This is a genomic window from Streptomyces sp. NPDC096205 (assembly GCF_044763135.1).
Classification (GTDB): Bacteria; Actinomycetota; Actinomycetes; order Streptomycetales; family Streptomycetaceae; genus Streptomyces.
The window spans coordinates 431,137-454,767 of record NZ_JBIWFS010000007.1 but is presented as its reverse complement, the minus strand read 5'-3'; the positions used below and the strand labels follow the sequence as shown (position 1 = coordinate 454,767).

Here is a 23,631-nt window from a genome sequence, read left to right as displayed (position 1 = left end):
CCCCTCCATCCGCCACGTCAGCCCACCGGCTCCGGCGCCGCCACCCGCACGGGCACAGTTCCTGGCGCGTGCGGCCGGCGGTACAGCAGGCGGTCCACGACCAGGAAGCGGGCCGTGAAGACGAGCACCATCGCGAGCGCCGTCGCCGGTACGGCGGTCATGCCCGTCGTGCTCATCAGCAGCGCGGCGAGCGGGATACGGGCGACCAGGTCGACGTTGCCCACCGCCGCGAAGGACAGCAGGCGTACGGCGCGTCGGCGATGGCGCCGCTGATCGCGGTAGACGAGGGAATCGATCAGCGCGAAGTTCCACAGCAGCCCGGCCTGGTTGGCCAGGATCTCCGCCGGGGTGTAGGCGAGTCCCCAGCCGTGGAGCAGCCACAGCAGGAGCAGGTTGGGCGCGAACCCGGACAGCCCGATCAGCCCGAAGACGATCGCGCGGGCCCTCGGGTCGGCGGTGCGCAGGGCGACGAGGTGGCGCAGGAGGTGCTGCCCCTTCGACCTGGCCTCCCGGGTGTGCCGCCCGCCGGACACGTACGGCACCTCGGCGATGCCGAGCGGACGGCAGCGTACGGCCGGCTCCAGCAGGATCCGGTGGCCGAGCGGCTGAGGGCCGTCGGCCGAAGGGGCCGCCCGTTCGACCGCCGCCCTGCGGATCGCGAAGAGCCCGCTCATCGGGTCGCTCAGCCCGCGCAGGGCGCGCGGGAACAACGACTTGGTGAGCAGCCGCCGGTGGCCGCCGCCCGCGCTGGAGCCGCCGGCCACGACGAGCTCCGCGCCGGTGGCCTCCCCCTGGGCGATCAGCGCGGGTATCAGGTCCGGCGGGTGCGGGAGGCCGGCGTCGAGGACGACGATCCAGGGCGCGGTGGTCCGCTGGATCACCTGCCGGATGTCGTCGGCGGACACGACCTCGAAGCGCAGGCCGGCCGGCATCGCGGCGCGGACACGGGTGAGCAGTTCGGGGAGGTCGGCGGATCGGTCGGAGGCGGGGACGACGACGGACACATCGGCGGTCTGCGCCGTCACCGGACCTCCTGGGGCCGGGGCGCCGGCTGCGCGAGGTGGGCGCCGACGTGGGAGGTCAGCTCCCAGTCGCGGCGGCCGGTGTACTCGCGCCACACGGCCCGCAGCGCGGCGGCCGCGAGGATGACGGCGTAGACGGGTCCACCGAGGATCAGCTTCGCGTAGTGACCGAAGCCGATCCGGAAGCCGTACTCGCGGCCGAAGTCGTGCAGCGCGACCGCCTCGAAGACGATCATCGCGGCCATCGGCAGCATGGGCAGCCAGGCGAACATCGAGAACGGCAGCGGGACGCCGCCGATGACGGCGAACAGGATGCCGAGCGGGATCATCACGCCGGTCGCGGCCTGCACGAAGGGTGTGCTGAGGGTGTAGCGGGCCAGCAACCGCTGCCCCACGCCCGGGAGTTGACGCCATTCGCCTTTGCGCAGCACCTGGAGGAAGCCCTGGTTCCAGCGGGTGCGCTGCTTGTAGAGCGCCTTGACGGAGCCCGGCGTCTCCTCGCGGGTGACGAGCGCGGAGTGGTAGGCGACGACGACCTTCGCGCCGCCGGAGGAGAGGCGCACGCCCAGGTCGCAGTCCTCGGCGAGGCAGTTGCCGTCCCAGCCGCCGGTCCCGCGCAGCAGATCGGATCGTACGAAGACGGTATTGCCGCCGAGCGGGATGAACCCCTTGCGGGCGTGCAGATGCAGCCGGCTGCGGAACCAGAAGAAGTACTCCAGGCAGTTGCGCAGGCTGTACCAGCTGCTCTCGTAGTTGATGAGCTGGACTCCGCCCTGCACGACGTCGGCGTCCTCCCGGCGGAAGGCGAAGTCGACGTGGGCCAGCAGCTCGGGGTGGACGACGTCCTCCGCGTCGAAGACGCCGACGACCTGGCCACGGGCGTACGGCAGGGCGGTGTTGAGGGCGCGGGGCTTGTTCTTCTTCTCGTGGGTGTCGACGACCGTGCGTACGACGCCGGGGTGCTCGGCCTCGAGCTCGTGGGCGATGGCGGAGGTGCCGGGGTCGTCGTGGCCGACGATCAGGATGATCTCGTAGGCGGGGTGGTCGATGCGCAGCATCTGCTCGACCGTGTGTCTGAGGACCGCCTCCTCGTGGCGGGCCGGCACCAGCAGGGTGAAGGACAGTTCGGCGCGGCCGTCGGGTGCGGCGAAGGCCGTCGACTGAAGTGTCTCGGGCGTGCGCCAGGCGTGCAGCATCCACCACAGCGTCACGCCGGCGGCGGCCATGAGCACGATGGAATCGATGAACAGCACAACGGAGACCATGAATTCCCCCCTTGGTCTTTCTGGTCATCCTTGCTGTGAAACGGTGGTGCGAATCGGCCGAAGCTAGCAGGTCGTTATTTCCCCCGCAATGGCGCCTTGAGGTGCTGATCCTCGCCTCGCCCGGAATTTGTTGTTCCCCTCAACCTTGGCCGGAACCTGTGTCATGCTGTGCCGGCATGCCTGATTCCGGGGGGTTTCAAGGTGGGGACAGCCGTGTCGCACACTCGTGTGCGCGTGAGATCCGAGTTCGAAGCTTCCGAAAGTTCTCCTTCCGTTTCCCGGCCTCGGCGCCGGGATTTGTTTCACCGCGATTATTTCTGGGTCACACCTGTGCTCGCCGTCGGCATTCTGGTCCGAGCCCTGGGAATAGGGAATTTCCCCTTCCCCAACGACGACGAGGGCACCTATCTCGCGCAGGCCTGGGCCGTACGGCACGGCGAACTCGCGCATTACACCTACTGGTACGACCACCCGCCGCTGGGCTGGATACAGCTCGCCGGGGTGTCCTGGCTGCCCGAGTGGCTGCTGCCCGATCTGCCCGCCTATGTCCAGGGCCGGATCGCCATGCTGCCCGTGGCCGCCGCCGCGAGCGTCCTCGTCTTCGTGATCGGCCGGCGCCTCGGACTCGCCCGGCCCACCGCCGCCGCGGCGATGCTGCTGTACGCGCTGTCCCCGCTCGCGGTCGTCCTGCACCGGCAGATCTACCTGGACAACTTCGCCGTCCTGTGGGTGCTGGCCGCGCTCGCCTTCGCGCTCTCGCCGCGCCGCCATCTGTGGCACCACGTGGCCGCCGGTGTCGCCTTCGCGCTGGCGGTGCTCTCCAAGGAGACCATCGCCGTCCTGCTGCCCGTGCTGGTCGTCGCCCTCTGGCAGGGCAGCCATCCCAGCACCCGCAAGTTCTCCCTCGCCGGGTTCGGCTCCGGCTTCGTACTGACCGTCCTGTTCTATCCGCTGTACGCCCTGCTCAAGGGCGAACTGCTGCCCGGCGCGGGACATGTCTCGCTGCTCGGCACGCTGAAGTTCCAGCTCGGCGGCCGCGAGGGCAGCGGCTCCGCCTTCCAGGACGGCACCGACGCACACCGGCTGTTCACCGACTGGCTGGACCGCGACCCGTACCTGCTGATCGGCGGAGCCGTGGCCGCCCTGGTCGCGCTCGCCGTACGACGGCTGCGGCCCGCCGCGCTCGCCGTGCTGGTCCTCGCCCTGGTCGCGCTCAGGCCCGGCGGCTATCTGCCGCAGATGTACATCGTCCAGGCACTGCCGTTCCTCGCCCTGACCGCCGCCGGACTCGCCGAGGCGCTGGTCACCCGGCTGCCCCGGACGACCGGGCGGGCCTGGCTGCGGCCGGCCGCGGCGGTCGCCGTCCTCGCCGCAGGAGCCGTACTCGCCGGACCGCACTGGTACGAGCACGACCGCGCGGCCGCCACCGCCGACGACAACAGCGTCTACCGCGAGGCGGCGCGCTGGCTGCACGACGCCGAGGTCGGCGACCGCGGCGAGGTCCGGGTCGTCACCGACGGCGTGCTGTGGCTGGACGCCGTCGACGCCGGCCACCGGCCCGGCACCGGTGTCATCTGGCACTACAAGCTCGACCAGGACCCGGCCGTCACCGCGACCCTGCCGCACGGCTGGAAGGACATCGACTACGTCCTGTCCACGCCCGCCCTGCGCGGGGAGCGCGAGCATCTGCCCACCCTGCGCGACCTGTTCGCGCACGGCACGCCCGTCGCCACCTTCGGAGAGGGCGCCGGCCGCATCGACGTCCTGCGCATCCGCGACGACGGCTGACCAGGGCCTCTTCAAGCACCAAGGGGGGACGAACCTGTGCAGTACCCATCCCGAAGGCCGGCACGCGGAAGAACCACCCGCCTGCTGACCACCGCCCTCATCCTGTTCGCCGCCGCGCTCGGCCTCGGCCCGCTCGGCGCCCAGCCCGCCACCGCCGCCACGAACCTCGTCAGGAACCCGGGCCTGGAAGTCCTCGACGGGCCCTCCCAGTTCCCGCAGTGCTTCGAGAAGTCGGGCTGGGGCGACAACGACTACAGCTTCACCGTCACCGACGACGCCCACGCGGGCGACCGCGCCGTACGCATCGCGCTGACCCGGCGCGCGAGCGGCGACCGCAAGACGATGATGCTGGAGAACTCCTGCGCCCCGCAGGTCACTCCGGGCCACCAGTACGACCTGTCCTTCTGGTACAGGTCGACGACCCCCGACGTGGCCTTCACGATCTTCCGCCACGACACCCGCCTCGGCTGGGTCTACTGGACCGACCTCAAGACCCTGACGCAGTCCGCCGCCTGGGCCCGCACCGAGGTGCGCACCCCGGTCATCCCGCCGGACACCGACCAGGTGACCTGGGGCGGCGCCCTGTACGGCGTGGGCACCCTGACCACCGACGACTACGCGATGACCGACGCCACCGTCCCCTCCGGGTCCGACCCCTGCCAGGCGGGCGGCACGGGCCCCGAGTGCAAGGGCGAGTGGACCGTCCAGACGCTCCGGTCGCCGGTGCGCGCCATCCACTCCGTGCTGCTGCACAACGGCAAGGTGCTGCTGATCGCCGGCTCCGGCAACGACCAGGACGCGTTCCGCGCAGGCACCTTCAAGACCTCGCTGTACGACCCGGTCGCCGGCACCTACACCGCCATTCCCACGCCCGAGGACTTCTTCTGCGCCGGGCACGTCCAGCTCCCGGACGGCCGCGTGCTGGTGATGGGCGGCAACAAGGACTACGCGGCGCCCGACGGCAGCGTCGGCTACAAGGGCCTGAAGAGCTCGTACGTCTTCGACCCGGCGCTCAACCGGTACGTCAAGGTCAACGACATGCTGGCCGGCCACTGGTACCCGTCGGCCACCGCGCTGGGCAACGGCGACGTCCTCTCCCTCGGCGGCCTCGGCGAGGACTCCTCCGGCACGGTCGTCAACGAGCACTTCTCCTACGCCCAGAACAAGTGGCTGCCCATGGGCGAGGCCAAGCAGGCCTGGTCCTTCTGGGGCCTGTACCCGTCGATGATCCTGCTCCAGGACGGCCGCCTCTTCTACACGGGCAGCCATGTCTTCGGGGGCGGCCTGCCCGGCTCCGGCGCGTCCGTGTACGACTACGCGGCCGGCACCGTCGCCGACGTGCCCGGCCTGCGCAGGAAGGACGAGCGCGACCAGTCCATGTCGGTGCTGCTGCCGCCCGCCCAGGACCAGAAGGTCATCACCATCGGCGGCGGCAACCACACCGTCTCGCCCGACGCGCACCGGCTCGTCGACGTCATCGACATGAAGGCCGACTCCCCGGCCTACGTCCCCGGGCCCGACCTGCCGCAGGGCCGCTACCAGAACGGCAGCCCGCAGACCGGCGCCCAGGGCAAGGTGTACGTCTCCGCGGTGATCCTCCCCGACGGCAAGGTCCTGGAGACCGGCGGCGCCGTGCACACCTACCGCGAGGACCCCGTCTTCGAGGCGTCCCTGTACGACCCGGCCACCAACGCCTTCGAGCCGGGCCTGGCCACCGACCCGGTCCCGCGGACCTACCACTCCTCGTCGGTGCTGCTGCCCGACGGCCGCGTCATGAGCATCGGCAACAACCCGGGCGACGGCTCCTTCGACCAGCGCGTGTCGATCTACAAGCCGCCGTATCTGTTCAAGGGCCCCCGGCCGCAGATCACCTCGCTGCAGAACACCGCCTGGGCGTACGGCAGCACCCAGCGCATCACCGTCGACGAGCCGGTGGTGAAGGCCTCCCTGATCCGCCCGGCCGCGGTCACCCACTCCTCCGACCCCAACCAGCGCTATGTCGACCTGCCGATGACCGTCGACGGCACCGCGATCGACCTCAGCCTGACCAGCAACCCCAACCTGGCCCCGCCCGGCTGGTACATGCTGAGCGTGGTCGACGCCGACGGCGTGCCCTCGGTGTCCAAGTGGGTCCGCATCGGCGCCGCCGGCCAGGTCGCCGAGGCCCGCGTCCAGGCGTACGCCACGGACCTGGAGGAGGAGGCGGCCACCACCGGCGGCCACGACCACCAGCACCACCAGGGCATGAAGATGCCCCAGGGCTACGACGGCTGCGACCACTCCTACGGCACCATCAGCCAGTGCGTGCCCTGGAAGTTCCCGGCGATGCCCGGCTCCGAGCGCTGCACCTGGCTGAAGCAGAAGGGCTACGGCACGAAACTCACGGTCCACGGCCGCGACCGGCACCGCCTCGACCGCAACGGGGACGGCATCGCCTGCGGCAAGGGCGACACCGTCAGGCGCCGCTGAGGATCAGCGCGCTCAGCGTGAGCTGAGCGCCCCACTGCACCAGCACGGCCCCGGACCTGGCGTACGACCACCGGGTCCGGGGCCACACCAGTGCCAGCACCCCGGCCCCGGCCGCGGTCCAGAAGAAGCCCCACACCACCGCACCCGGAACCGGCGAGCAGTGCTCTCCGTACATCAGGCAGCGGCCGCCCCGATCGGTGCTGAGCACGACGATCCAGCTGACGACGACCGTCGGCAGGAGCAGCAGGAGTCCGTACGTGGACCAGCGGGTCAGCTGCCGGGCGGGGGACGGGGACACGGTGTTCATGCCGCCCATTCCAGCGCACCGGCCGGGCGCTCGGGATCGTCGCCGCTGCTCAACCCCGCTGAGTACGCATACTCAGGGCGCCCTCCACGATCGCCTCCAACTGGTCGTGGTGGGCGCCCTTCCAGTAGGCGCGCCCGCAGTCGCGGCACTGGGCGAACACGTCGTAGGTGCGCTGCGTGCCGTGTTCGAGCTGGTCGGCGACCTCGTCCTTGGTGGCCTCGCGCAGCAGCCCGTTGCAGGCGGTGCACCGGGTCCAGGGGCGCAGCTCGGGGTCGAAGCGGTCGAGGACGTCGCGGAGTTGCTCCTCGGGGCGGGTGCTGTAGATGTAGGCGCCCGCCCACAGCTCGCGGCGCCGCAGCAGGCCCCGGTCGCGGCTGAGCATGACCCGCTGCTGGGCGGCGGAGCGCGCGGCGAGCGCCGGGTCGCCGATGTCGGTCGACTCGTACGCCGTGTCCACGCCGAGCAGGCGCAGCCGGCGGGCGAGGGTGCCGAGGTGCACGTCGAGCAGGAACCTCAAGGGGGCGCCGGGTACCTGCTGGGGCCGGTCGACCGGGCGGACGCTGACCCTCTCCCCGTCGCGCGGGACATGCCGGACGGGGGTGTCGCGGCCGTCGACGAGCAGCGCGCCGACCTCGGTGAGCGGCACGCCGAGGGACTCGACGACATGACCGAGGGTCGAGACGCCGTCGGTGCGCAGGGCGGTGGGCCCCTGGCGTCGGTCGGACGGGACGAACAGGGCCAGTTCGGGGGCGAAGTCGACGTGGATCTCGGGTGCGTTCACCTGATCAGGATGGCACGCGGCCCCGGGCCGGCTCTCAGGATTTCAGGCTGGGCAACCCGTGCTGCAGGACGTTCAGCGCGCGGTCGACGAGGTCGGCGAAGTCGTCGCGGTGGTCGTTCTCCGCCCAGTACAGCGTGGTCTCCATCAGGGCGCCGACCAGCGACATGGCGGTCACCCGGACCTCCAGGCTGTGCGGGTCGCGGCCGGTGCGCTCGCCGATGGCCTGGCAGAGCGTACGGCCGGTGACCGACATGCTCTCCATCATCCGTGAGCGCACCGCGGGCACCTGCACCATGAGGTGGGTGCGCAGCCGTGCGATCTCCGCGTCCTCCTCCACGCCGGTGCGCACGGCCTCCCGCAGCATGTACCGCACCGAATCCGGCCAGGGCTCGTCCGCGGGCCGCGCCAGCAGCTCCTCCAGCAGGAGCGGGTCGTACTCGTCGGTGAGGACGATGTCCTCCTTGGTAGGGAAGTAGCGGAAGACGGTCGACGGGGACACCTCGGCGCGCTCGGCGATCTGGTCGATCGTGGTCGCGTCGTAGCCCTGCTCCCGGACCAGCGCGTACATCGCGTGGCGGATCGCCTCGCGCGTCTTGATCTTCTTGCGCTCGCGCAGGCTCAGCTGGGGGCGGTCGGCGGGGGAGGTGCTCTGTGCGGCCGTCATGCTGGTCATTGTCGGGCATCCGCCTTCGCCGCGGCCATCTCCGGTGCGGCCACCCGCACCACGCTGCGGCCCGGCAGGAACAGCGCCGCCCCCAGCGCGGCGACCAGGGCGGTGACCCCGCTGACCAGCAGGGCCAGGTCCATGCCGTGCACATAGGCGCGGTCGGCGGACGCGGCGAGGCTCGCCGCGTCCAGCTCACCGGCGAGCAGGCTGCCCAGCAGCGCGATGCCCAGCGCGGCGCCCACCTGACGCAGGGTCATCAGCAGCCCGGAGCCGCTGCCGGCCCGGTCGGCGGGCAGCGCGCCGATCGCGCCGGACATGGCCGGGACGACCGCCAGGCCGAACCCGGCCCCGGCCAGGGTGAGCCACAGCGCGGTGAAGCCGTAGCCGGACTCCACCGTCGTACGGCTGCCCAGGAGCCCGGCGAAGGCGAGGACCACCATGCCGACGCCGACCACGCCGCGCGTCCCGAAGCGCACGACCAGCGGCTGCGCGGCCCGCGCGGTGACGAGCAGCCCGCCCATCATCGGCAGCAGCCGCACCCCGGTGCCGAGGGCGTCATGGCCGAGCACGGCCTGGAGGTACGCCGGCAGCACGAACAGCAGGCCGGACAGTACGAACATCACCACGGTCGCGGCGAGTGCGGGGAGCAGGAAGCCGCGCTGGGCGAGCAGCCCCATGTCGAGCATCGGCCGCGCGGAGCGCCGCTCACGCAGCACCAGCAGGGTGATGAGTACGGCGGCCACCGCGAACCCGGCCAGGACCAGCGAGTCGCCCCAGCCCCGGGTGGGGGCCTCGATGATCGCGTAGACGAGGGCGCCGAGGCCGGTCGCGGTGAGCGCGGTGGAGAGGAGGTCGACCCGCGGGGAGGCGGGGTCGCTGGTCTCCGGCAGCAGGAAGACGCAGGCCAGGATGCCGATGGCGGCCATGGGCACGTTGACCAGGAAGACCGAGCCCCACCAGAAGTGGTTCAGCAGCCAGCCGCCGAGGATCGGGCCGACCGGCAGGCCGAGTGTGGAGGCGGCGGAGACGATGCCGACGGCCTTGGTGCGCTCCTCGGCCGCGAACAGCGAGGGCAGCACCGACAGCGAGAGCGGGGTGACCAGCGCGCCGCCCACGCCCATGACCGCGCGGGCGGCGATCACCCAGGTCACGTCGTCGGCGAGGGCGCCGAGGAGCGAGCCGGCGAGGAAGATCCCCAGTCCGGTGATCAGCATGCGGCGCCGCCCGAAGCGGTCGCCGAGGAGTCCGGCGGGCAGCATCAGCGCGGCGAAGACGACGACGTACGCGTCCGCCATCCACTGTGCCTCACCCGTGCTGGCACCGAGATCGGCGGCCATCGTCGGCAGGGCGACGTTGAGGATCGTCATGTCGAAGCCGAGCGTGAGCATGCTCGCGACCAGAGCACCGAGAGCCCACCAGCGGCGTGGATTGAGAGTAGCCATGAAATGAGAGTAGCTCTCAAAATCTAGGGACTGTCAATCGATAGGTGGTTTCCGGGCATACGAAAGAGGCCACGGCTCAGGTGAGCCGTGGCCTCGTCGAGGAGGGTGTGCGGGTTACGTGTGCTGGTAGGCGACCAGCGAGATGCCCACGTAGTGGGTGATGAAGGCGGCCAGCGTGAACGAGTGGAACACCTCGTGGAACCCGAACCAGCGCGGTGAGGGGTTGGGGCGCTTGATGCCGTAGATGACGCCGCCGGCGCTGTAGAGCAGACCGCCGACGATCACCAGGACCAGCACCGCGATGCCGCCCGCGCGCATGAAGTCGGGCAGGAAGAAGACCGCGGCCCAGCCCATGGCCAGATAGCAGGGGGTGTACAGCCAGCGCGGGGCGCCGACCCAGAACACCCGGAAGACGATCCCGGCCGCGGCCGCGGCCCAGATGCCCCACAGCAGCCACTGCCCCTTGGCGCCGGGCAGCAGCAGCATCGTCAGCGGGGTGTAGGTGCCCGCGATGATCAGGAAGATGTTGGCGTGATCCAGCCTGCGCAGGACGCCGTCCATGCGCGGGCTCCAGTTGCCCCGGTGGTACAGCGCGCTCACGCCGAACAGCAGACAGGCGGTCAGGGCGTAGATGCCGCAGGCGAGGCGGCCGCGCGGGGAGTCGGCCAGCGCAGTGAGTGCCAGGCCCGAGATGAGCGCGGCCGGGAACATGCCGAGGTGGAGCCAGCCACGGAGCTTCGGCTTGATCGGATGCGACGGAGAGGGCGCGACGGAACCGCGGCCGGCGGCCGGCGTGTCCAGAGGCGCGTCGGTGGCGGACGCAGTCATACACCGAATCGTACCTACGGAGCCGTAAGTTACGGGCCTTTGTGGGCAGATGAACCGGTGAAGAGTGGCCATCGTCTCATGCCCGTCCACCCCGTGTCTGCGGCCTGTCAAGGCAAAGAACTTTCTGCCGAACGCCATGTGGACGCAAAGAAGCGGCGCTACACGTGGCGATCCTCACTCTGCTCACCTGTGAGCTCCTCTGGACAGATGGGCGCGAACGTCGGATGATCAAATGAGTGCGGTCGGCACCGGATGAGCGCTGCGAAGCATCCGGGTCGCGGCCCCCACGGGGCAGACAGGACAAAAAACCCTCTTTCTAGGAGCAATCGTGGCGCGAGACATCGCGGCTCCCTCCGTCGTCCCCACCAACCACCAGGAACTGGTCACCTGGGTCAACGAGATCGCCGACATCACGCAGCCGGACAACGTGGTCTGGTGCGACGGATCCGAAGCCGAGTACGAGCGGCTCTGCGAGGAACTGGTCGACAAGGGCACGTTCCGCAAGCTCGACCCGATCAAGCGCCCCAACTCCTACTACGCGGCCTCCGACCCCACCGACGTGGCGCGCGTCGAGGACCGCACCTTCATCTGCTCCGAGAAGGAGGAGGACGCGGGCCCCACCAACCACTGGAAGGCCCCCGCCGAGATGCGGGAGATCTTCGCCGGTGAGAAGGGCCTGTTCCGCGGCTCCATGAAGGGCCGCACGATGTACGTCGTGCCCTTCTGCATGGGCCCGCTCGGCTCTCCGCTGTCCGCGATCGGCGTCGAGATCACCGACTCCGCCTACGTCGCCGTCTCCATGCGCACCATGACCCGCATGGGACAGCCGGTCCTCGACGAGCTCGGCTCCGAGGGCTTCTTCGTCAAGGCCGTGCACACCCTCGGCGCCCCCCTGGAGGAGGGCCAGGAGGACGTGCCGTGGCCCTGCAACTCCACCAAGTACATCTCGCACTTCCCCGAGTCGCGCGAGATCTGGTCCTACGGCTCCGGCTACGGCGGCAACGCCCTGCTCGGCAAGAAGTGCTACGCCCTGCGCATCGCCTCCGTCATGGCCCGCGACGAGGGCTGGCTCGCCGAGCACATGCTGATCCTCAAGCTGACCCCGCCGCAGGGCGAGTCGAAGTACGTCGCCGCCGCCTTCCCGAGCGCCTGCGGCAAGACCAACCTCGCCATGCTGGAGCCCACCATCTCCGGCTGGACCGTGGAGACCATCGGCGACGACATCGCCTGGATGCGCTTCGGCGAGGACGGCCGCCTCTACGCCATCAACCCCGAGGCCGGCTTCTTCGGCGTCGCGCCCGGCACCGGTGAGCACACCAACGCCAACGCGATGAAGACGCTGTGGGGCAACGCGGTCTTCACCAACGTCGCCCTCACCGACGACAACGACGTGTGGTGGGAGGGCATGACCGAGGAGGCCCCGACCCACCTCACGGACTGGAAGGGCAACGACTGGACGCCGGCGTCCGAGACCCCGGCCGCCCACCCCAACGCCCGCTTCACCGTGCCCGCCTCGCAGTGCCCGATCATCGCGCCCGAGTGGGAGGACCCCAAGGGCGTGCCGATCTCCGCGATCCTCTTCGGCGGCCGCCGCGCCAGCGCCGTACCGCTGGTGACCGAGTCCTTCGACTGGAACCACGGCGTCTTCCTCGGCGCCAACGTGGCCTCCGAGAAGACCGCCGCCGCCGAGGGCAAGGTCGGCGAGCTGCGCCGCGACCCGTTCGCCATGCTGCCGTTCTGCGGCTACAACATGGGCGACTACATGGGCCACTGGGTCGACGTGGCCAAGGGCAAGGACCAGTCCAAGCTGCCCAAGATCTACTACGTCAACTGGTTCCGCAAGAACGACGAGGGCAAGTTCGTCTGGCCCGGCTTCGGCGAGAACTCCCGTGTCCTGAAGTGGATCGTGGAGCGCCTGGACGGCAAGGCCGAGGGCGTCGAGACCCCGATCGGTGTGCTGCCGACCAAGGCCGCCCTGGACACCGACGGACTCGAACTGTCCGAGTCCGACCTGGACTTCCTGCTCACCGTCGACAAGGACGTGTGGCGCGAGGAGGCCGCCCTGGTGCCCGAGCACCTCAACACCTTCGGCGACCACACGCCGAAGGAGCTGTGGGAGCAGCACCGCGCGCTCGTGGAGCGCCTGGGCTGACGACCCCCACCGAAGGGGCGTCCGAGCGGCGCCCCACCGGGTGGCTGAACCCACCCCCACATTCCCCCGCGGCCGGCCCCGATGGGAGCCCTGACCAGTGATCGTCACGGCCGGCCGCGGGAGGCGGCACATCGTCACGAACCGTGGCCCCGCACAATGGCGTGCGGGGCCGTGCTGCTTGCCCGCCGACGGCGGGCAACTCACCCACCGGGATGGATTCCTGCGTCCGGTGAGGGCAATGCCGGTCGTGGCGTGCGCCCGTGCGGGGGAGCGGCGCAAGGCTGTCGCCCATGCTCACACCCCACACGCGAAGGGCGCGGCGCCACCCCGGGTCCCTTCCGACCCGGGCCGGAACCGTCGCGGCGACCGTCCTGGCACTCGTCCTGACCCTCCCCGGCGCCGCGGCCGCGGCACCGGGCGACCTCGACACCACGTTCAGCGGTGACGGCAGGGTCGCCACCGACTTCAACGGCGGCTCCTACGACGAGAGCCGTGACATGGCGGTCCAGGCCGACGGCCGGATCGTCACCGTAGGCCTCACCCAGAACCCCGGGACCGGCGAGACCGACTTCGCCCTGGCCCGTTACCGCACCGACGGCAGCCTGGACCCCGAGTTCGGCGGGGACGGCCGGGTGATCGCCGATGTGCGCGGCGGGGAGGACGTCGCCAACGGGGTCGCGGTGCAGCCGGACGGAAAGATCGTCGTGGTCGGCCGCAGCGCGGACCCGGAGACCTTCGAAACCAGGTTCACGGTGACCCGGTTCAACCCCGACGGCAGCTTCGACACCGGCTTCGGCTCGGGCGGCGTGGTCCTCACGAGCCTCCCGGCGACGCAAGGCTCGGGCGAGGCGCACGCCGTGCAGCTGTACGGCGACGGCCGGATCCTCGTCGCCGGGCTGAGCGGCTTCGAGTACGGCCCGTCCGACTTCGCGGTGGCCCGCTACCACTCGGACGGCAGCCTCGACACGGACTTCGCCGGCGACGGCACGGTGACCACCGCCTTCGCGAACGGCGCCTCGGCCGCGTACGACGTGGCGCTGCAGTCCGACGGGAAGATCGTCGCCGCCGGCCGCGGCAGGTACAACTACCCCGCCAACGCCTCCGACTTCGCGGTGGTCCGCTACAACGCCGACGGCGGCCTCGACACCGGGTTCGACGGCGACGGCAAGGTCATCACCGGCTTCGGTGAGGCCGACTCGGCGGGCGGCGTGAAGGTGCAGTCCGACGGGAAGATCGTCCTCGCCGGGAGCAGCGACTTCGACTTCGCCCTGGCCCGCTACGCCTCCGACGGCGCGCTCGATCCCGGGTTCGGCGGCGACGGCAAGGTCCTCACCGACTTCGCCGGCGGCACGCTGGACGGCAGCTCCGACCTGGCGTTGCAGTCTGACGGCAAGATCGTCGCCGCCGGCATCAGCCAGGCCGACTTCGCGGTGGCCCGCTACAACCCCGACGGCAGCCTGGACCCCGCTTTCAGCGGCGACGGCAAAGTCACCACCGATGTGGACAACGGCTTCTTCGACGTCGCCAACGCGGTGGCGATCCAGTCCGACGGCAAGATCGTCGCGTCGGGCAACACCGGCGACGACGGCGGTCTGGTCCGCTATCAGGTCGCCGCGGCGCCGCCAGGCGCGGACCTGTCGGTCACCAAGACCGGCACCACCACCATGAGCATCGGCAGCCGTGCCACGTACACCGTGACCGTCACCAACAACACCGCCGGCACCTCGGCGACCGGCGTCACCCTCACCGACACGCTCACCGGCCCGGCCGGCTCGGTCATCTCCGCCACCACCAACCGGGGCAGCTGCACCACCAACGCCGACGGCGCCGTCTGCGGCCTCGGCACCCTCGCCCCCGGCGCCGCGGGAGCCGCCACGGTGACGATCGTCGTCGAACCGCGCGCCACCGGCACCCTCACCGACCGGGCCACCGTCACCTCCACCACGTCCGACCCGGTGGCCGGCAACAACACGGCCACCAGGACGACGACGATCGACAACGCCCGCGGCTGCACCCGAATCGGCACCAGCGGCAACGACACCATCACCGGCACCTCCGGCACCGACGTGATCTGCGCCCTCAGCGGCGACGACACCGTCAACGCGAGCTACGGCACCGACACCGTCTACGGCGACTACGGCAACGACCGCCTGGACGGCGGTTTCCAGGACGACCGGCTCGTCGGCGGCCCGGGCAACGACACCCTGACCGGCAACTACGGCAACGACCGGCTGGAGACCGTCGACGGCGTCTCCGGCAACGACACCGCCAACGGCGGCCCCGGCTCGGACACCTGCACCACGGACTCGGGCGACGTCCGCATCAGCTGCCCCTGACCCTCACCCGGTGCCGCCGCCACGCTCCTCCAGATAGCGGGTGTGCGACTCCTGGCGGCGGGCCTCGCTCTCGCGCAGGTCCGCCGCCAGCCCCGTCAGCTCCTTGTGCAGCGCGGAGAGCTGCCGTTCCAGGTGGTTCTCCGGCGGCTCCTGCCCCGGCGCCAGCCGGGTCCACCAGCGGGTGCGGACATACGCGTCGACGGCCTCCGGCACGTCCTGCCGTACCGCCCGCGACAGCGCATGCAGCCTCTCGGGGTCCCGGGCCAGGAGCTCGGCCCCCCGGTCCGAGTCGAGCAGGGCGGCCAGCAGCACCATCAGGTCGTCGAGCCGCTCGGCGGCGCCGGACGGCAGCTCGACCGCCAGCAGATAGTCGCCCAGCCGGCCCAGGTCGGCCCGCACCTCCTCCAGTTGCTCGGTCGGCGTGGGGAAGCGCGGCACCGCGGGCCGCTGCGGCGGCGCGACCAGCGCCCCCGCCCCGTACAGCCCCGCCACCACCACCGGCCAGTACGCGCCCGCGAGCCCCGCGAACGTCAGAGCGAGCCCGAGCAGCCCGCACACGCTGCCGGCGATGTGCTTGCGGGAGCCGAGATACTCACTGATAGCCACGGATCTCCTTGAAGGCGCCGTCCAGCGAGCCCTCCTGGGCGTCGAAGAGCCGGCCGCCGGTCAGCTCGGCGATGTGCTCCAGCTCCCCGCGGTCGGAGTCGCCGAAGAGGATGGGGAAGACGGGCGTGGCCCGGCGCCGTGCGTCGAGCCCGGCGTAGAAGGCGTCGAAGTCCCCGGCCGTCGCGCCGCTGGTGTTCTCGCCGTCCGTCATCAGCACGATCGACGTGAACGTGTCGCGTCCGCCGCCCAGCTGCTCGTACGCCTTCTGCAGCGAGGTGAAGATCGCGGTGTCGCCGTCGGCGTCCAGCGCGTCGGTGTCCCGGCGGATCGCCTCCAGACCCTTCCCCGGGTCCGCGGGATCCACCACATGGGTGCGCACGCTCTTCACGTCCGACCCGAACGGCATCAGCGTCACCTCCTCGCGCTCCCGGAAGTCACCGGTCAGCCCGGCCAGGGCCGTCTTCAGGCTCGCCAGCCGGTCGCCCTCCATCGAGCCGGAGGTGTCCAGCACGTACACCGTGCGCGAGGGCCTGCGCAGTTCGTTCTCGTACGACTCGAGCAGCCCGTCGGCGACCGACCGGCTGCCCGGGAACGGCAGTTCGCGCCGCCGGTCGGTGTCCAGGCCCGGGCCCGGCGGCACGGACGGGACGACCGGGCGGCGGTGGGTGCGGGCGGTGATCTCGCGCTGGATCTCCGGCGCGCGCAGCGCCTCCGTCAGCCGCCGCACGTCCTCGCGGGCACCCGGCTCGGACGACTTCAGCGAGGACAGCGGATAGTCGGCCGTGACGACGCCGTCGCGCGGCCGGATCACGGTCAGACCGAGGGTGCCCTTCAGCACGGACTCGTAGTTGAGCAGCGCGTCGACGTCCCCGCGCCGCTCGTAGGCGGAGGCCAGCCAGCCCGACGACCCCGAGGTGAGCTGCTGTCCCTGGAAGAACTCCTTCAGCCGCGGCGTGGCCTTCGCCACGTCCGCGTCCGTGAGCGCCGACTGGGCGCCCGACAGCGCCGACGCCACCGAGATCAGCGTGGAGAACCCGGAGTTGGAGCGCGCCGGGTCGGTCATGCCGTACGTCAGCTTCCCGTCGGCGACCGCCCGTTCGACCTGCGCCCAGGTGACGTCACCGGGCTTCCAGCCGAGCCGGGTGACGGTGGCCGGCCGCACACCGATCGCCAGCGGGCTGGACATCACCGGCGTCTCGGAGACGATCTCCCGCGCCGCCTCCGGGCGCAGCCGCAGATAGTCGTCGGAGGCCAGCCACAGGGCGTCGTACGCCCCCTTCGCCTTGCCTGCGGCCAGCAGCTCGACCGCGTCCAGCGTGCCCATGTAGGTCGGCTCGACGGTGATGCCGGTCTTCTCGCGGACCCGGTCCAGCACCGGCTCCATGTCGGCGAGCTCGCTGGAGGCGAGGACACGCAGGGTGCCCGGCTCGTACGTGGACCGCGCGGCGGGGGTCTCCTCGGTGGTGCAGCCGGTCAGCAGGGCGAGACCGGCGAGCACGGCGGCCAGCGGGCGTCTCATCCGAGGCCCCCTTCGAGCGCACTCTGCGACCGGCTGCGGGCCAGGTGGTCGCCCGCCTGCTGGAGTTCGGCGGTGAGGTTCTCCACGGTCGCCGCCATCACCTCGGTCGCCTGCACCTTGTAGGTGTCGATGGCGTCCAGCGTGCGGTAGATCTGCTGGAAGGCGGTGCGCAGGGTCTCCGCGCCGACGGCCGGGTCGGCGGCGATGCGCTGGATCTCGCCGGACTGCGAGGCGAGCATCTCGGCGTTGCCGCGGATGAGGTCCTCGGTGGTGCCGCGCAGCGCATTCACCTGCTCGGTCACCTTCTTCTGGTTCTCCAGCGCGGACGCCAGCATCACCGAGATCCGCAGCGCCGACACGGTCGTGGTCGCGGCCCGGTCGACGCCCTTGATCAGCTCCTCGTTGTTGCGCCGTACGACGTCCATGGCGAGGTAGCCCTGCGCGCACACCGCGAGCTGGGTGAGCAGGTCCTGGTGCTTCTGCCGTACGGGGAACAGCACGTCCGCGCGCAGCGCGTCGGCCGCCTGCGGGTCGGCGACCTGGGCGATGTGCTGCTCGACGGCCTCGTCGAGGGCCTCTGTCAGCACGACGTACTCCTGGAGCTTGCCCATGGTCTCCCACAGGCGCACCCGCTCGGTCTGCAACGCGGCGTTGTCGCGGCGCAGTTCGTCCTGCCCGCCGCGCAGCGCGCCGACGATGGTGTTCAACGTCCCTTGCGCAGAGGCGTACTTGGCGAGGTGGTCGCGCAGCCTGTTGCCGCCGGGCAGCCGGGAGAGGAACCTGCGCCCCTTGTTCGCGGGCAGGTCCCGCGGGTCGAGGTCCTCCACCACCCGCCGCAGCTCGACCAGCGATCCGGCGACCTTGGTCTGCGCGTCCCCGCCCTTGTCCGGGAGCGACCGTACGGTGCGCTCCAGCATGCGGTTGGACTGCCCGGCAGCGCTGCGCATCTCGCCCGCGCCCAGGGCCGTGATCTCGCCGACCCGGTCGGCGAACTCGGGGGAGCGGGCGTCCAGCGCGGCGAGCCCGGAGACATGGTCGGCGGCCCTGCGGGCCATGTCGGCGCGGACGGAGTCCTCGACGGGCACCAGCCCGCCGGCCTTCTCCCGCGGCACGGCGGCGACCGGCTCGGGCGGGGTGAGCGTGAAGTCGTTCTCGGTCATGGGTCCCCCTACGACCGGGCCCGGCGCGCCATCTCGTGCAGCACCGCGGAGGTGGGCACGGGCGCCTGCCGGACACCGGTCAGCGTCTGGTCGAGGTGGGCGGAGCGGCCCGCGGTGGCGGCGGTGAACTCGGCGGCCGCGCCCTGCGGGCGGAAGCCGTGCCGGGCCGCGAGGCGGCGCAACTCCTTGTCGTTGCTCAGCAGTTCACCGACCGCCCGGCCGTCCTCGGTGAGCGGTACGACGGTGTGGTCGCTGCTGACCGTGGTGTCCGGGTAGAGGACGACCAGGTTGCCCGGGTCCTGCTGCTCGGCGAGCAGCGCCGCGACCTGCGACTCGTAGACCAGCACCAGCGGATTGCCGACCCCGCTGACGAAGTCCCGGAACGCCGCGTCCGAGCCGGACTGCTGGGCGCCCTGCACACTGACGAGCTTGTGCAGCAGCGGGGCGGTCGCGTCGAGGTCCTCGTCCCCGGCGACGACCCGGCCGCCGTTGGCGACATAGGAGGCCGCGGCGAGGTAGAGGGCGCCGGAGTTGGAGGTCTCCGGGTCGGTGCTGGCGATGTAGAGCGTGCCGGTCAGCTCCCCGTACTTCTCGGCCCCCTTCAGCTGCTGCCAGGTCCGGTCGGAGTCGGCCGCGTCGAGATAGGCGCCCATCTTCAGCACGCCCCGGCGGGTGCCCTTCTCCAGCTCGGCGAGGCCGTTGCCGGCCAGCACCTGAGCGGCGTTCTCGTGGGCGACCACGACGAGGGGCGAGTAGAACGGCCGCGGCAGGGTCTGCCGTATCCCGCGCTTCTTCGCCAGCTCGTCGGCCGGTGCCCTGCTGGAGGGAAAGGCGAGGTCGTAGCCCTTCAGCTCCAGCCCGTCCATGGCCCAGGACCCGCTGGTCTCGGCCTCCACGGTGTAGCCCTTGGCGGCAAGGGCGTCCACCACCCGTGGGTCGGCGAAGAACTCCGCCTTCTCCGACCCGATCACCGCGCGCACGGTCTTCGTTGCCGTGCTCTGCTCCTCACCGTTCTGACCTGCGACGACGGCCACCACCACACCGCCGGCCAGCAGAACCGCGAGGACGATTCCCAAGATGCGTCTCACGTCGCGAAGCGTGCTCGCGGAACGGAACGTTCCTGGTGTTCCCAGGTGAACGGAGGATGAGGCGACGGTCCCGGTACTCAACCGGAACCCCGCCTTTCCCTCCGGCCGGACCACGACCCCCCGCCAATCGGCCATCCCTGCCCGGCCGCGGGCCCCCGAGACCGCCTTCCGGTACGCCCCACAGATCGCGAACGCCCAGCACGGTTGTCCGCTGTGCACCGCTCCGGATCGGACGGCCTCCCCGGCCGCCGGGGATACGGCCTCGGCCACTCTCCCCGGCCGCCCTTGCATCGGTGGCCCATACACGTGATGAACTGATGCGGCCGGAGCCCGATCAGGCGCCCGAGTCGGCGCGGCTCCGGACCTCAAGTCGAAGAGCGCATTCGCCCGGACCGGCGCAGCGGCGTGAGCACACATGCCCGCCGGCCGCAGACCACCCTTTGGACTTCCCTTGGAGGGAATCCTGATGCACGGCGTCGACATGCTCGAAACGCTCCGGGACCACGAAGAGGTGGCCGTCACCGGAGGAGCCGGCTTTGTCGGCCGGCACCTCGTCGCGGCCCTCAGCCTGCTCGGCAAGAAGACCACCGTCGTCGACCACGCCCCCCTCACCGAGGACGTCGCCACCCTGCCCGGCGTCCGCCACGTCCGCGCCGACCTGCGCGACTACGGCGAGACCCTGCTCGCGCTGCAGGGCACCGACGTCGTCTTCCACCTGGCCGGGAACGCCAGCGGCACCGAGTCGGTGGAGAAACCCCGGCACGACTTCCACCTCAACGCCCTCGGCACCTGCAACGTGGGCAACGCCTGCCTCGAACTGGGCGTGGCCCGCCTGGTCTACCTCTCCTCCGCCATCGTCTACGGCACCCCGCTGCACGCCCCGATCACCGAGGACCACCCGACCGCGCCCTTTCTGCCGTACGGCGCCTCCAAGCTGTCCGGCGAGCTGACCCTGCGCGCCCTGCACGCCACCGCCGGGCTGCCCGTCGTCATCGGGCGCTCCTTCGTCGTCTACGGGCCCGGCGAGGACCCGCGCAGGGCGGGCGGCGAGGTGTCGCAGTTCCTGCGCTGGCACCTGGGCGAACGGCCCATCCCCGTCGTCGGCGACATCGACCGCAAGCGGCGCGACTTCATCCATGTCGAGGACCTGTGCCGGGCGATGATCACCCTGGCCGGCCGGGGCGAGGCCGGCGGCGTCTACAACCTGGGCACCGGCACCGCCGTGTCCATGCGGGAGCTGGCCGAGGCGGTCGGCGCGGCCACCGGACGCCCGGCGAAGCTGGAGGCCGACACCTCCAGCCTGGAGGACAGCTTCACCCTGCTCGCCGACGTCACCCGGCTGACCGGGCTCGGCTTCATGCCCCGCGTCAGCCTGGCCGAGGGTCTCTCCACGCTGGCGGCGCTGCTCGGCCCGTACCCCGAACTGCCCTCCGCCAGGGCCGTGTTCCGCAGAGAGACTCCGGTCCGGCGCAGGCGGCTGAGCCCGGTGGACGAGATGGCGGAGGTGACCTCGTGCTAGCCCTCGACGGAGGCCCCCGGCTCGTCCCCGAGGGTGCGGTGGCCCCCTGGCCGCACATCGTCGACGACGACCGCAAGGCCGTCCTCGACGCCCTCGACTCGGCCACGCCCTGGCACTGGCCCATGCGCACGGTGCAGGAACTGGAGCGGGCCTGGGCCGAGTTCACCGGCATGCCGTACGTCCTGGCCGCCAACTCCGGTACCGCTGCCCTGCACATGGCGATCGCCGCGGCCGGGGTCGAGCCCGGCGACGAGGTGCTGGTGCCCGCCGACACCTTCCTCGCCTCCGCGTCCTGTGTGCTCCAGGCCAACGCGATCCCGGTGTTCGTCGACACCGACATCGAGACCTTCGCCGTCGACCCCGCGCGCGTCGAGGAACGCATCACCGACCGCACCCGCGCGATCGTCGTCGTCGACCTCAACGGGCTGCCCGCCGACCACGACGCCCTGCGGGCGATCGCCGACCGGCACGGGCTGACCCTGATCGAGGACGCGGCCCAGGCGCACGGCGCCACCTACAAGGGCAGGCCGGCCGGGTCGCTGGGCACCCTGAGTGGGGCCAGCCTGAACGGCTCCAAGACCCTGTCCGCGCTCGGCGAGGGCGGGCTGTTCGCCACCCGCGACGAGGAGCAGTACCGGCTCGCGCGGCGGGTGCTGATGTTCGGCGAGGAACTGCCCGGCCAGAGCCGTGACTACAACGCCCGGATCATGGGCTGGAACTACCGCATCGACGTCCTCGCCGCCGCCTTCGCCCGCTCCCAGCTGGCCCGGCTGCCGCAGATGTCCCGGGTGCGGGAGGAGAACGGGGCCGCGCTCACCGCCCGTCTCGCACAGATCCCCGGCATCCGCCCGCCGGTCGTCCCCGAGGACCGCACCCACGTCTACTTCTTCTACCCCCTGCTGGTCATGCCCGAGGAACTGGGCCTCGACGACATCCCGGTCCCCGCCTTCCGCGACGCCCTCGCGCAGGCCGTGAACGCCGAGGGCCTGGGCATCATGCGCTGGCAGCCGCGGCCCGTGCCCGCCCAGACCCTCTTCCAGGAACAGCGCGGCTACGGCCGGGGCTGCCCCTGGACCTGCGGCCATGCCCGCCCCGGCCACACCTACGACCCGCGCGACCACCCCGTCGCCGAGGAGATCTGCGCCCGCCGCCTCGTCCTCGGACAGAGCTTCAGCTCCCTCGGCCCGCCCAACGACACCGGCACGATGGGCCTGTTCGCGGACGTCTTCCACAAGGTCCTGGTGGAGGAACGGGACGCCCTGGTGGCGCTGGCCCGGCGGACGGCGGACGCGATGGGGTGACGGGGCGGCGGTTCCGCGACCGGGGCCCGCCGGGGTGGGCGAGGCTGGAAGAGGCACGTCAGTGACGGAAGGACCGTAGGACCGATGCAGAAGGATCTGGACGTCGACCACGGGCGCGTGGCTCGCTCCGGGGACGACGACCGCCGCAGGCGCACCCTGCGACGGCAGCGTCTGTCGGTCAGCGCGGTCTTCTTCCTCACCGGCGCCGCCTTCGCCACCTGGGCCTCCCGGGTGCCGGCCGTCCAGGACCGCCTGGACCTGTCCGCGGGCGAACTGGCGATCGCCTTGATCGGCCTGAGCGGCGGCGCCTTCGTCGGACTGCCGCTGGTCGGCGGCCTGGTGGCCAGGTACGGCAGCCGTACGGTGCTGTGCGCCGGGCTCGCCGTCTACCTGGCCGCCCTCGCCGCACTGGCGTACGCGCCCGGCCTGGCGGCGCTGACGGTGCTGCTGGCGTTGTTCGCCTGCGGCAACACCGCGGTCGACGTGGCGATGAACACCCAGGGCGTCCTGGTGGAGCGCGCCTACGAACGGCCGGTCCTCGGCGGCTTCCACGCGATGTTCAGCCTGGGCGGCATCGCGGGCGCGGTCGCGGGGGGCCTGGCCGCGTCGGCGGACATCGGCATCGGCCGCCACTTCCCGCCGGCCGCGCTGGCCCTGAGCGCGGTGGCCGCGGCCGCGGCCACCTCCATGGCCCCGGACCCCCCACGGGACACCCGCGACAGCGGCCCCATGCTGGCCCTGCCCGGCCCCGGCCTGTGGATCCCCGGCCTGGTCGCTTTCTGCGCCCTGATGGGCGAGGGCGTCGTCAACGACTGGGGCGCCGTCTACCTCCGCGAGGTGACCGGCTCCTCCCCGGGCGCGGCGGGCCTCGGCTACGCGGTCTTCTCCGCGGGCATGGTCCTCGGCCGCCTCTCCGCCGACCGCATCCGCACCCGCCTGGGCACGGTCCGCTTCACCGTGGCCTGCGCGGCCCTGGCAGGCGCGGGAGCCGTGACCCCGATCGCGTCCCCCACCACCCCGGCCGGCTTCACCGGCTACGCCCTCCTCGGCCTGGGCATGGCCGCCGTCATCCCGGTCGTCTTCGCCCACGCCGCCGCCCGACGCCCCGACACTCCCGGCCCCGCCATCGCCGCCGTCTCCGCCATCGGCTACGTCGGCTTCCTCGCCGGCCCCCCACTCATCGGCGCCCTCGCCTCCACCACGACCCTCCGCACCGCCATGCTGGTCCTGCCGACCTTGATGCTCACGATGGGCATCCTGGCCACGCGCCTCCGACGCCCGGGGTCCCCGCCTTCATGACGTCACCTGCGGACCGTGGAGGGCTGGTCGCGCAGTTCCCCGCGCCCCTGGCTGGGCCCACCCAGGGGCGCGGGGAACTGCG

At 71.7% G+C, this 23,631-nt stretch carries 18 protein-coding genes; 7 read left to right on the top strand and 11 right to left on the bottom strand.

Translation table 11 applies throughout. The annotated features are described in order from the left end of the window. Positions 1-17: 17 nt before the first annotated feature. Together ACIQ6Y_RS26895 and ACIQ6Y_RS26890 are read right to left on the bottom strand one after the other, a co-directional pair. A complete protein-coding gene (locus tag ACIQ6Y_RS26895) occupies positions 18-1,025 on the bottom strand; it encodes a GtrA family protein (RefSeq protein WP_404042550.1) in 1,008 nt (335 codons plus the stop codon). After that, positions 1,022-2,287: a glycosyltransferase gene (locus ACIQ6Y_RS26890; protein WP_404042549.1), complete on the bottom strand. Its 1,266-nt coding sequence runs from the start codon at positions 2,285-2,287 to the stop codon at positions 1,022-1,024. Before ACIQ6Y_RS26890 ends, ACIQ6Y_RS26895 begins: the two co-directional genes overlap by 4 nt. Before the next feature lie 330 nt (positions 2,288-2,617). Here ACIQ6Y_RS26890 and ACIQ6Y_RS26885 point away from each other — a divergent pair, with 330 nt between their 5' ends. Both ACIQ6Y_RS26885 and ACIQ6Y_RS26880 read left to right on the top strand, forming a co-directional pair. Then, complete coding sequence (locus ACIQ6Y_RS26885; RefSeq protein WP_404042548.1) at positions 2,618-4,075, top strand: ArnT family glycosyltransferase; 1,458 nt, start codon at positions 2,618-2,620, stop codon at positions 4,073-4,075. 36 nt (positions 4,076-4,111) lie between these two features. Further along, positions 4,112-6,544: a galactose oxidase-like domain-containing protein gene (locus ACIQ6Y_RS26880; protein ID WP_404042547.1), complete on the top strand. Its 2,433-nt coding sequence runs from the start codon at positions 4,112-4,114 to the stop codon at positions 6,542-6,544. On the opposite strand, the gene ACIQ6Y_RS26875 is transcribed toward ACIQ6Y_RS26880, so the two are convergent. From ACIQ6Y_RS26875 to ACIQ6Y_RS26855, 5 genes are all read right to left on the bottom strand, one after another. Further along, on the bottom strand, positions 6,531-6,851 hold the full coding sequence (locus ACIQ6Y_RS26875; RefSeq protein WP_404042546.1) for a hypothetical protein: 321 nt from the start codon (positions 6,849-6,851) through the stop codon (positions 6,531-6,533). The genes ACIQ6Y_RS26880 and ACIQ6Y_RS26875 overlap by 14 nt on opposite strands. Positions 6,852-6,900: 49 nt before the next feature. Continuing rightward, on the bottom strand, positions 6,901-7,632 hold the full coding sequence (locus tag ACIQ6Y_RS26870; RefSeq protein WP_404042545.1) for a Mut7-C RNAse domain-containing protein: 732 nt from the start codon (positions 7,630-7,632) through the stop codon (positions 6,901-6,903). A gap of 34 nt (positions 7,633-7,666) precedes the next feature. Continuing rightward, a complete protein-coding gene (locus ACIQ6Y_RS26865; RefSeq protein WP_404042544.1) occupies positions 7,667-8,305 on the bottom strand; it encodes a TetR/AcrR family transcriptional regulator in 639 nt (212 codons plus the stop codon). Next, a complete protein-coding gene (locus ACIQ6Y_RS26860; protein ID WP_404042543.1) occupies positions 8,302-9,741 on the bottom strand; it encodes a DHA2 family efflux MFS transporter permease subunit in 1,440 nt (479 codons plus the stop codon). The genes ACIQ6Y_RS26865 and ACIQ6Y_RS26860 overlap by 4 nt, the downstream gene beginning before the upstream one ends. Positions 9,742-9,855: 114 nt before the next feature. Continuing rightward, positions 9,856-10,569 (bottom strand): hemolysin III family protein, encoded by a 714-nt coding sequence (locus ACIQ6Y_RS26855; protein WP_404042542.1) that lies wholly within the window; start codon positions 10,567-10,569, stop codon positions 9,856-9,858. Positions 10,570-10,897: 328 nt separating this feature from the next. Here ACIQ6Y_RS26855 and ACIQ6Y_RS26850 point away from each other — a divergent pair, with 328 nt between their 5' ends. Together ACIQ6Y_RS26850 and ACIQ6Y_RS26845 are read left to right on the top strand one after the other, a co-directional pair. Beyond that, complete coding sequence (locus ACIQ6Y_RS26850; RefSeq protein ID WP_404042541.1) at positions 10,898-12,721, top strand: phosphoenolpyruvate carboxykinase (GTP); 1,824 nt, start codon at positions 10,898-10,900, stop codon at positions 12,719-12,721. Positions 12,722-13,011: 290 nt separating this feature from the next. Further along, entirely contained in the window at positions 13,012-15,057 is a 2,046-nt protein-coding gene (locus ACIQ6Y_RS26845; RefSeq protein ID WP_404042540.1) for a calcium-binding protein, read from the top strand. A gap of 3 nt (positions 15,058-15,060) precedes the next feature. Here ACIQ6Y_RS26845 and ACIQ6Y_RS26840 read toward each other — a convergent pair whose 3' ends face one another. Genes ACIQ6Y_RS26840 through ACIQ6Y_RS26825 form a run of 4 tightly spaced genes read right to left on the bottom strand, consistent with a single transcriptional unit; the run spans position 15,061 to position 19,430 of the window. Next, complete coding sequence (locus ACIQ6Y_RS26840) at positions 15,061-15,663, bottom strand: hypothetical protein (protein WP_404042539.1); 603 nt, start codon at positions 15,661-15,663, stop codon at positions 15,061-15,063. Next, positions 15,650-17,182, bottom strand: coding sequence for a substrate-binding domain-containing protein (locus tag ACIQ6Y_RS26835; RefSeq protein ID WP_404042538.1), 1,533 nt, complete (start codon positions 17,180-17,182; stop codon positions 15,650-15,652). The genes ACIQ6Y_RS26840 and ACIQ6Y_RS26835 overlap by 14 nt, the downstream gene beginning before the upstream one ends. Continuing rightward, positions 17,179-18,342 carry a toxic anion resistance protein gene (locus tag ACIQ6Y_RS26830; protein ID WP_404042537.1) on the bottom strand — a complete coding sequence of 388 codons (1,164 nt, stop codon included), beginning with the start codon at positions 18,340-18,342 and terminating at the stop codon, positions 17,179-17,181. Before ACIQ6Y_RS26830 ends, ACIQ6Y_RS26835 begins: the two co-directional genes overlap by 4 nt. Before the next feature lie 8 nt (positions 18,343-18,350). Next, complete coding sequence (locus ACIQ6Y_RS26825) at positions 18,351-19,430, bottom strand: substrate-binding domain-containing protein (RefSeq protein WP_404042536.1); 1,080 nt, start codon at positions 19,428-19,430, stop codon at positions 18,351-18,353. A 466-nt stretch (positions 19,431-19,896) separates the two neighbouring features. On the opposite strand from ACIQ6Y_RS26825, the gene ACIQ6Y_RS26820 reads away from it, so the two are divergent. The 3 genes from ACIQ6Y_RS26820 to ACIQ6Y_RS26810 all read left to right on the top strand — a co-directional run bounded on the left by ACIQ6Y_RS26820 (position 19,897) and on the right by ACIQ6Y_RS26810 (position 23,549). Further along, positions 19,897-20,949: an NAD-dependent epimerase/dehydratase family protein gene (locus ACIQ6Y_RS26820; RefSeq protein WP_404042535.1), complete on the top strand. Its 1,053-nt coding sequence runs from the start codon at positions 19,897-19,899 to the stop codon at positions 20,947-20,949. Continuing rightward, positions 20,943-22,250, top strand: a complete 1,308-nt coding sequence (locus tag ACIQ6Y_RS26815; protein WP_404042534.1) for a DegT/DnrJ/EryC1/StrS family aminotransferase — start codon at positions 20,943-20,945, stop codon at positions 22,248-22,250. The genes ACIQ6Y_RS26820 and ACIQ6Y_RS26815 overlap by 7 nt, the downstream gene beginning before the upstream one ends. 84 nt (positions 22,251-22,334) lie before the next feature. Next, positions 22,335-23,549: an MFS transporter gene (locus tag ACIQ6Y_RS26810; protein ID WP_404042533.1), complete on the top strand. Its 1,215-nt coding sequence runs from the start codon at positions 22,335-22,337 to the stop codon at positions 23,547-23,549. Positions 23,550-23,631: the final 82 nt, after the last annotated feature.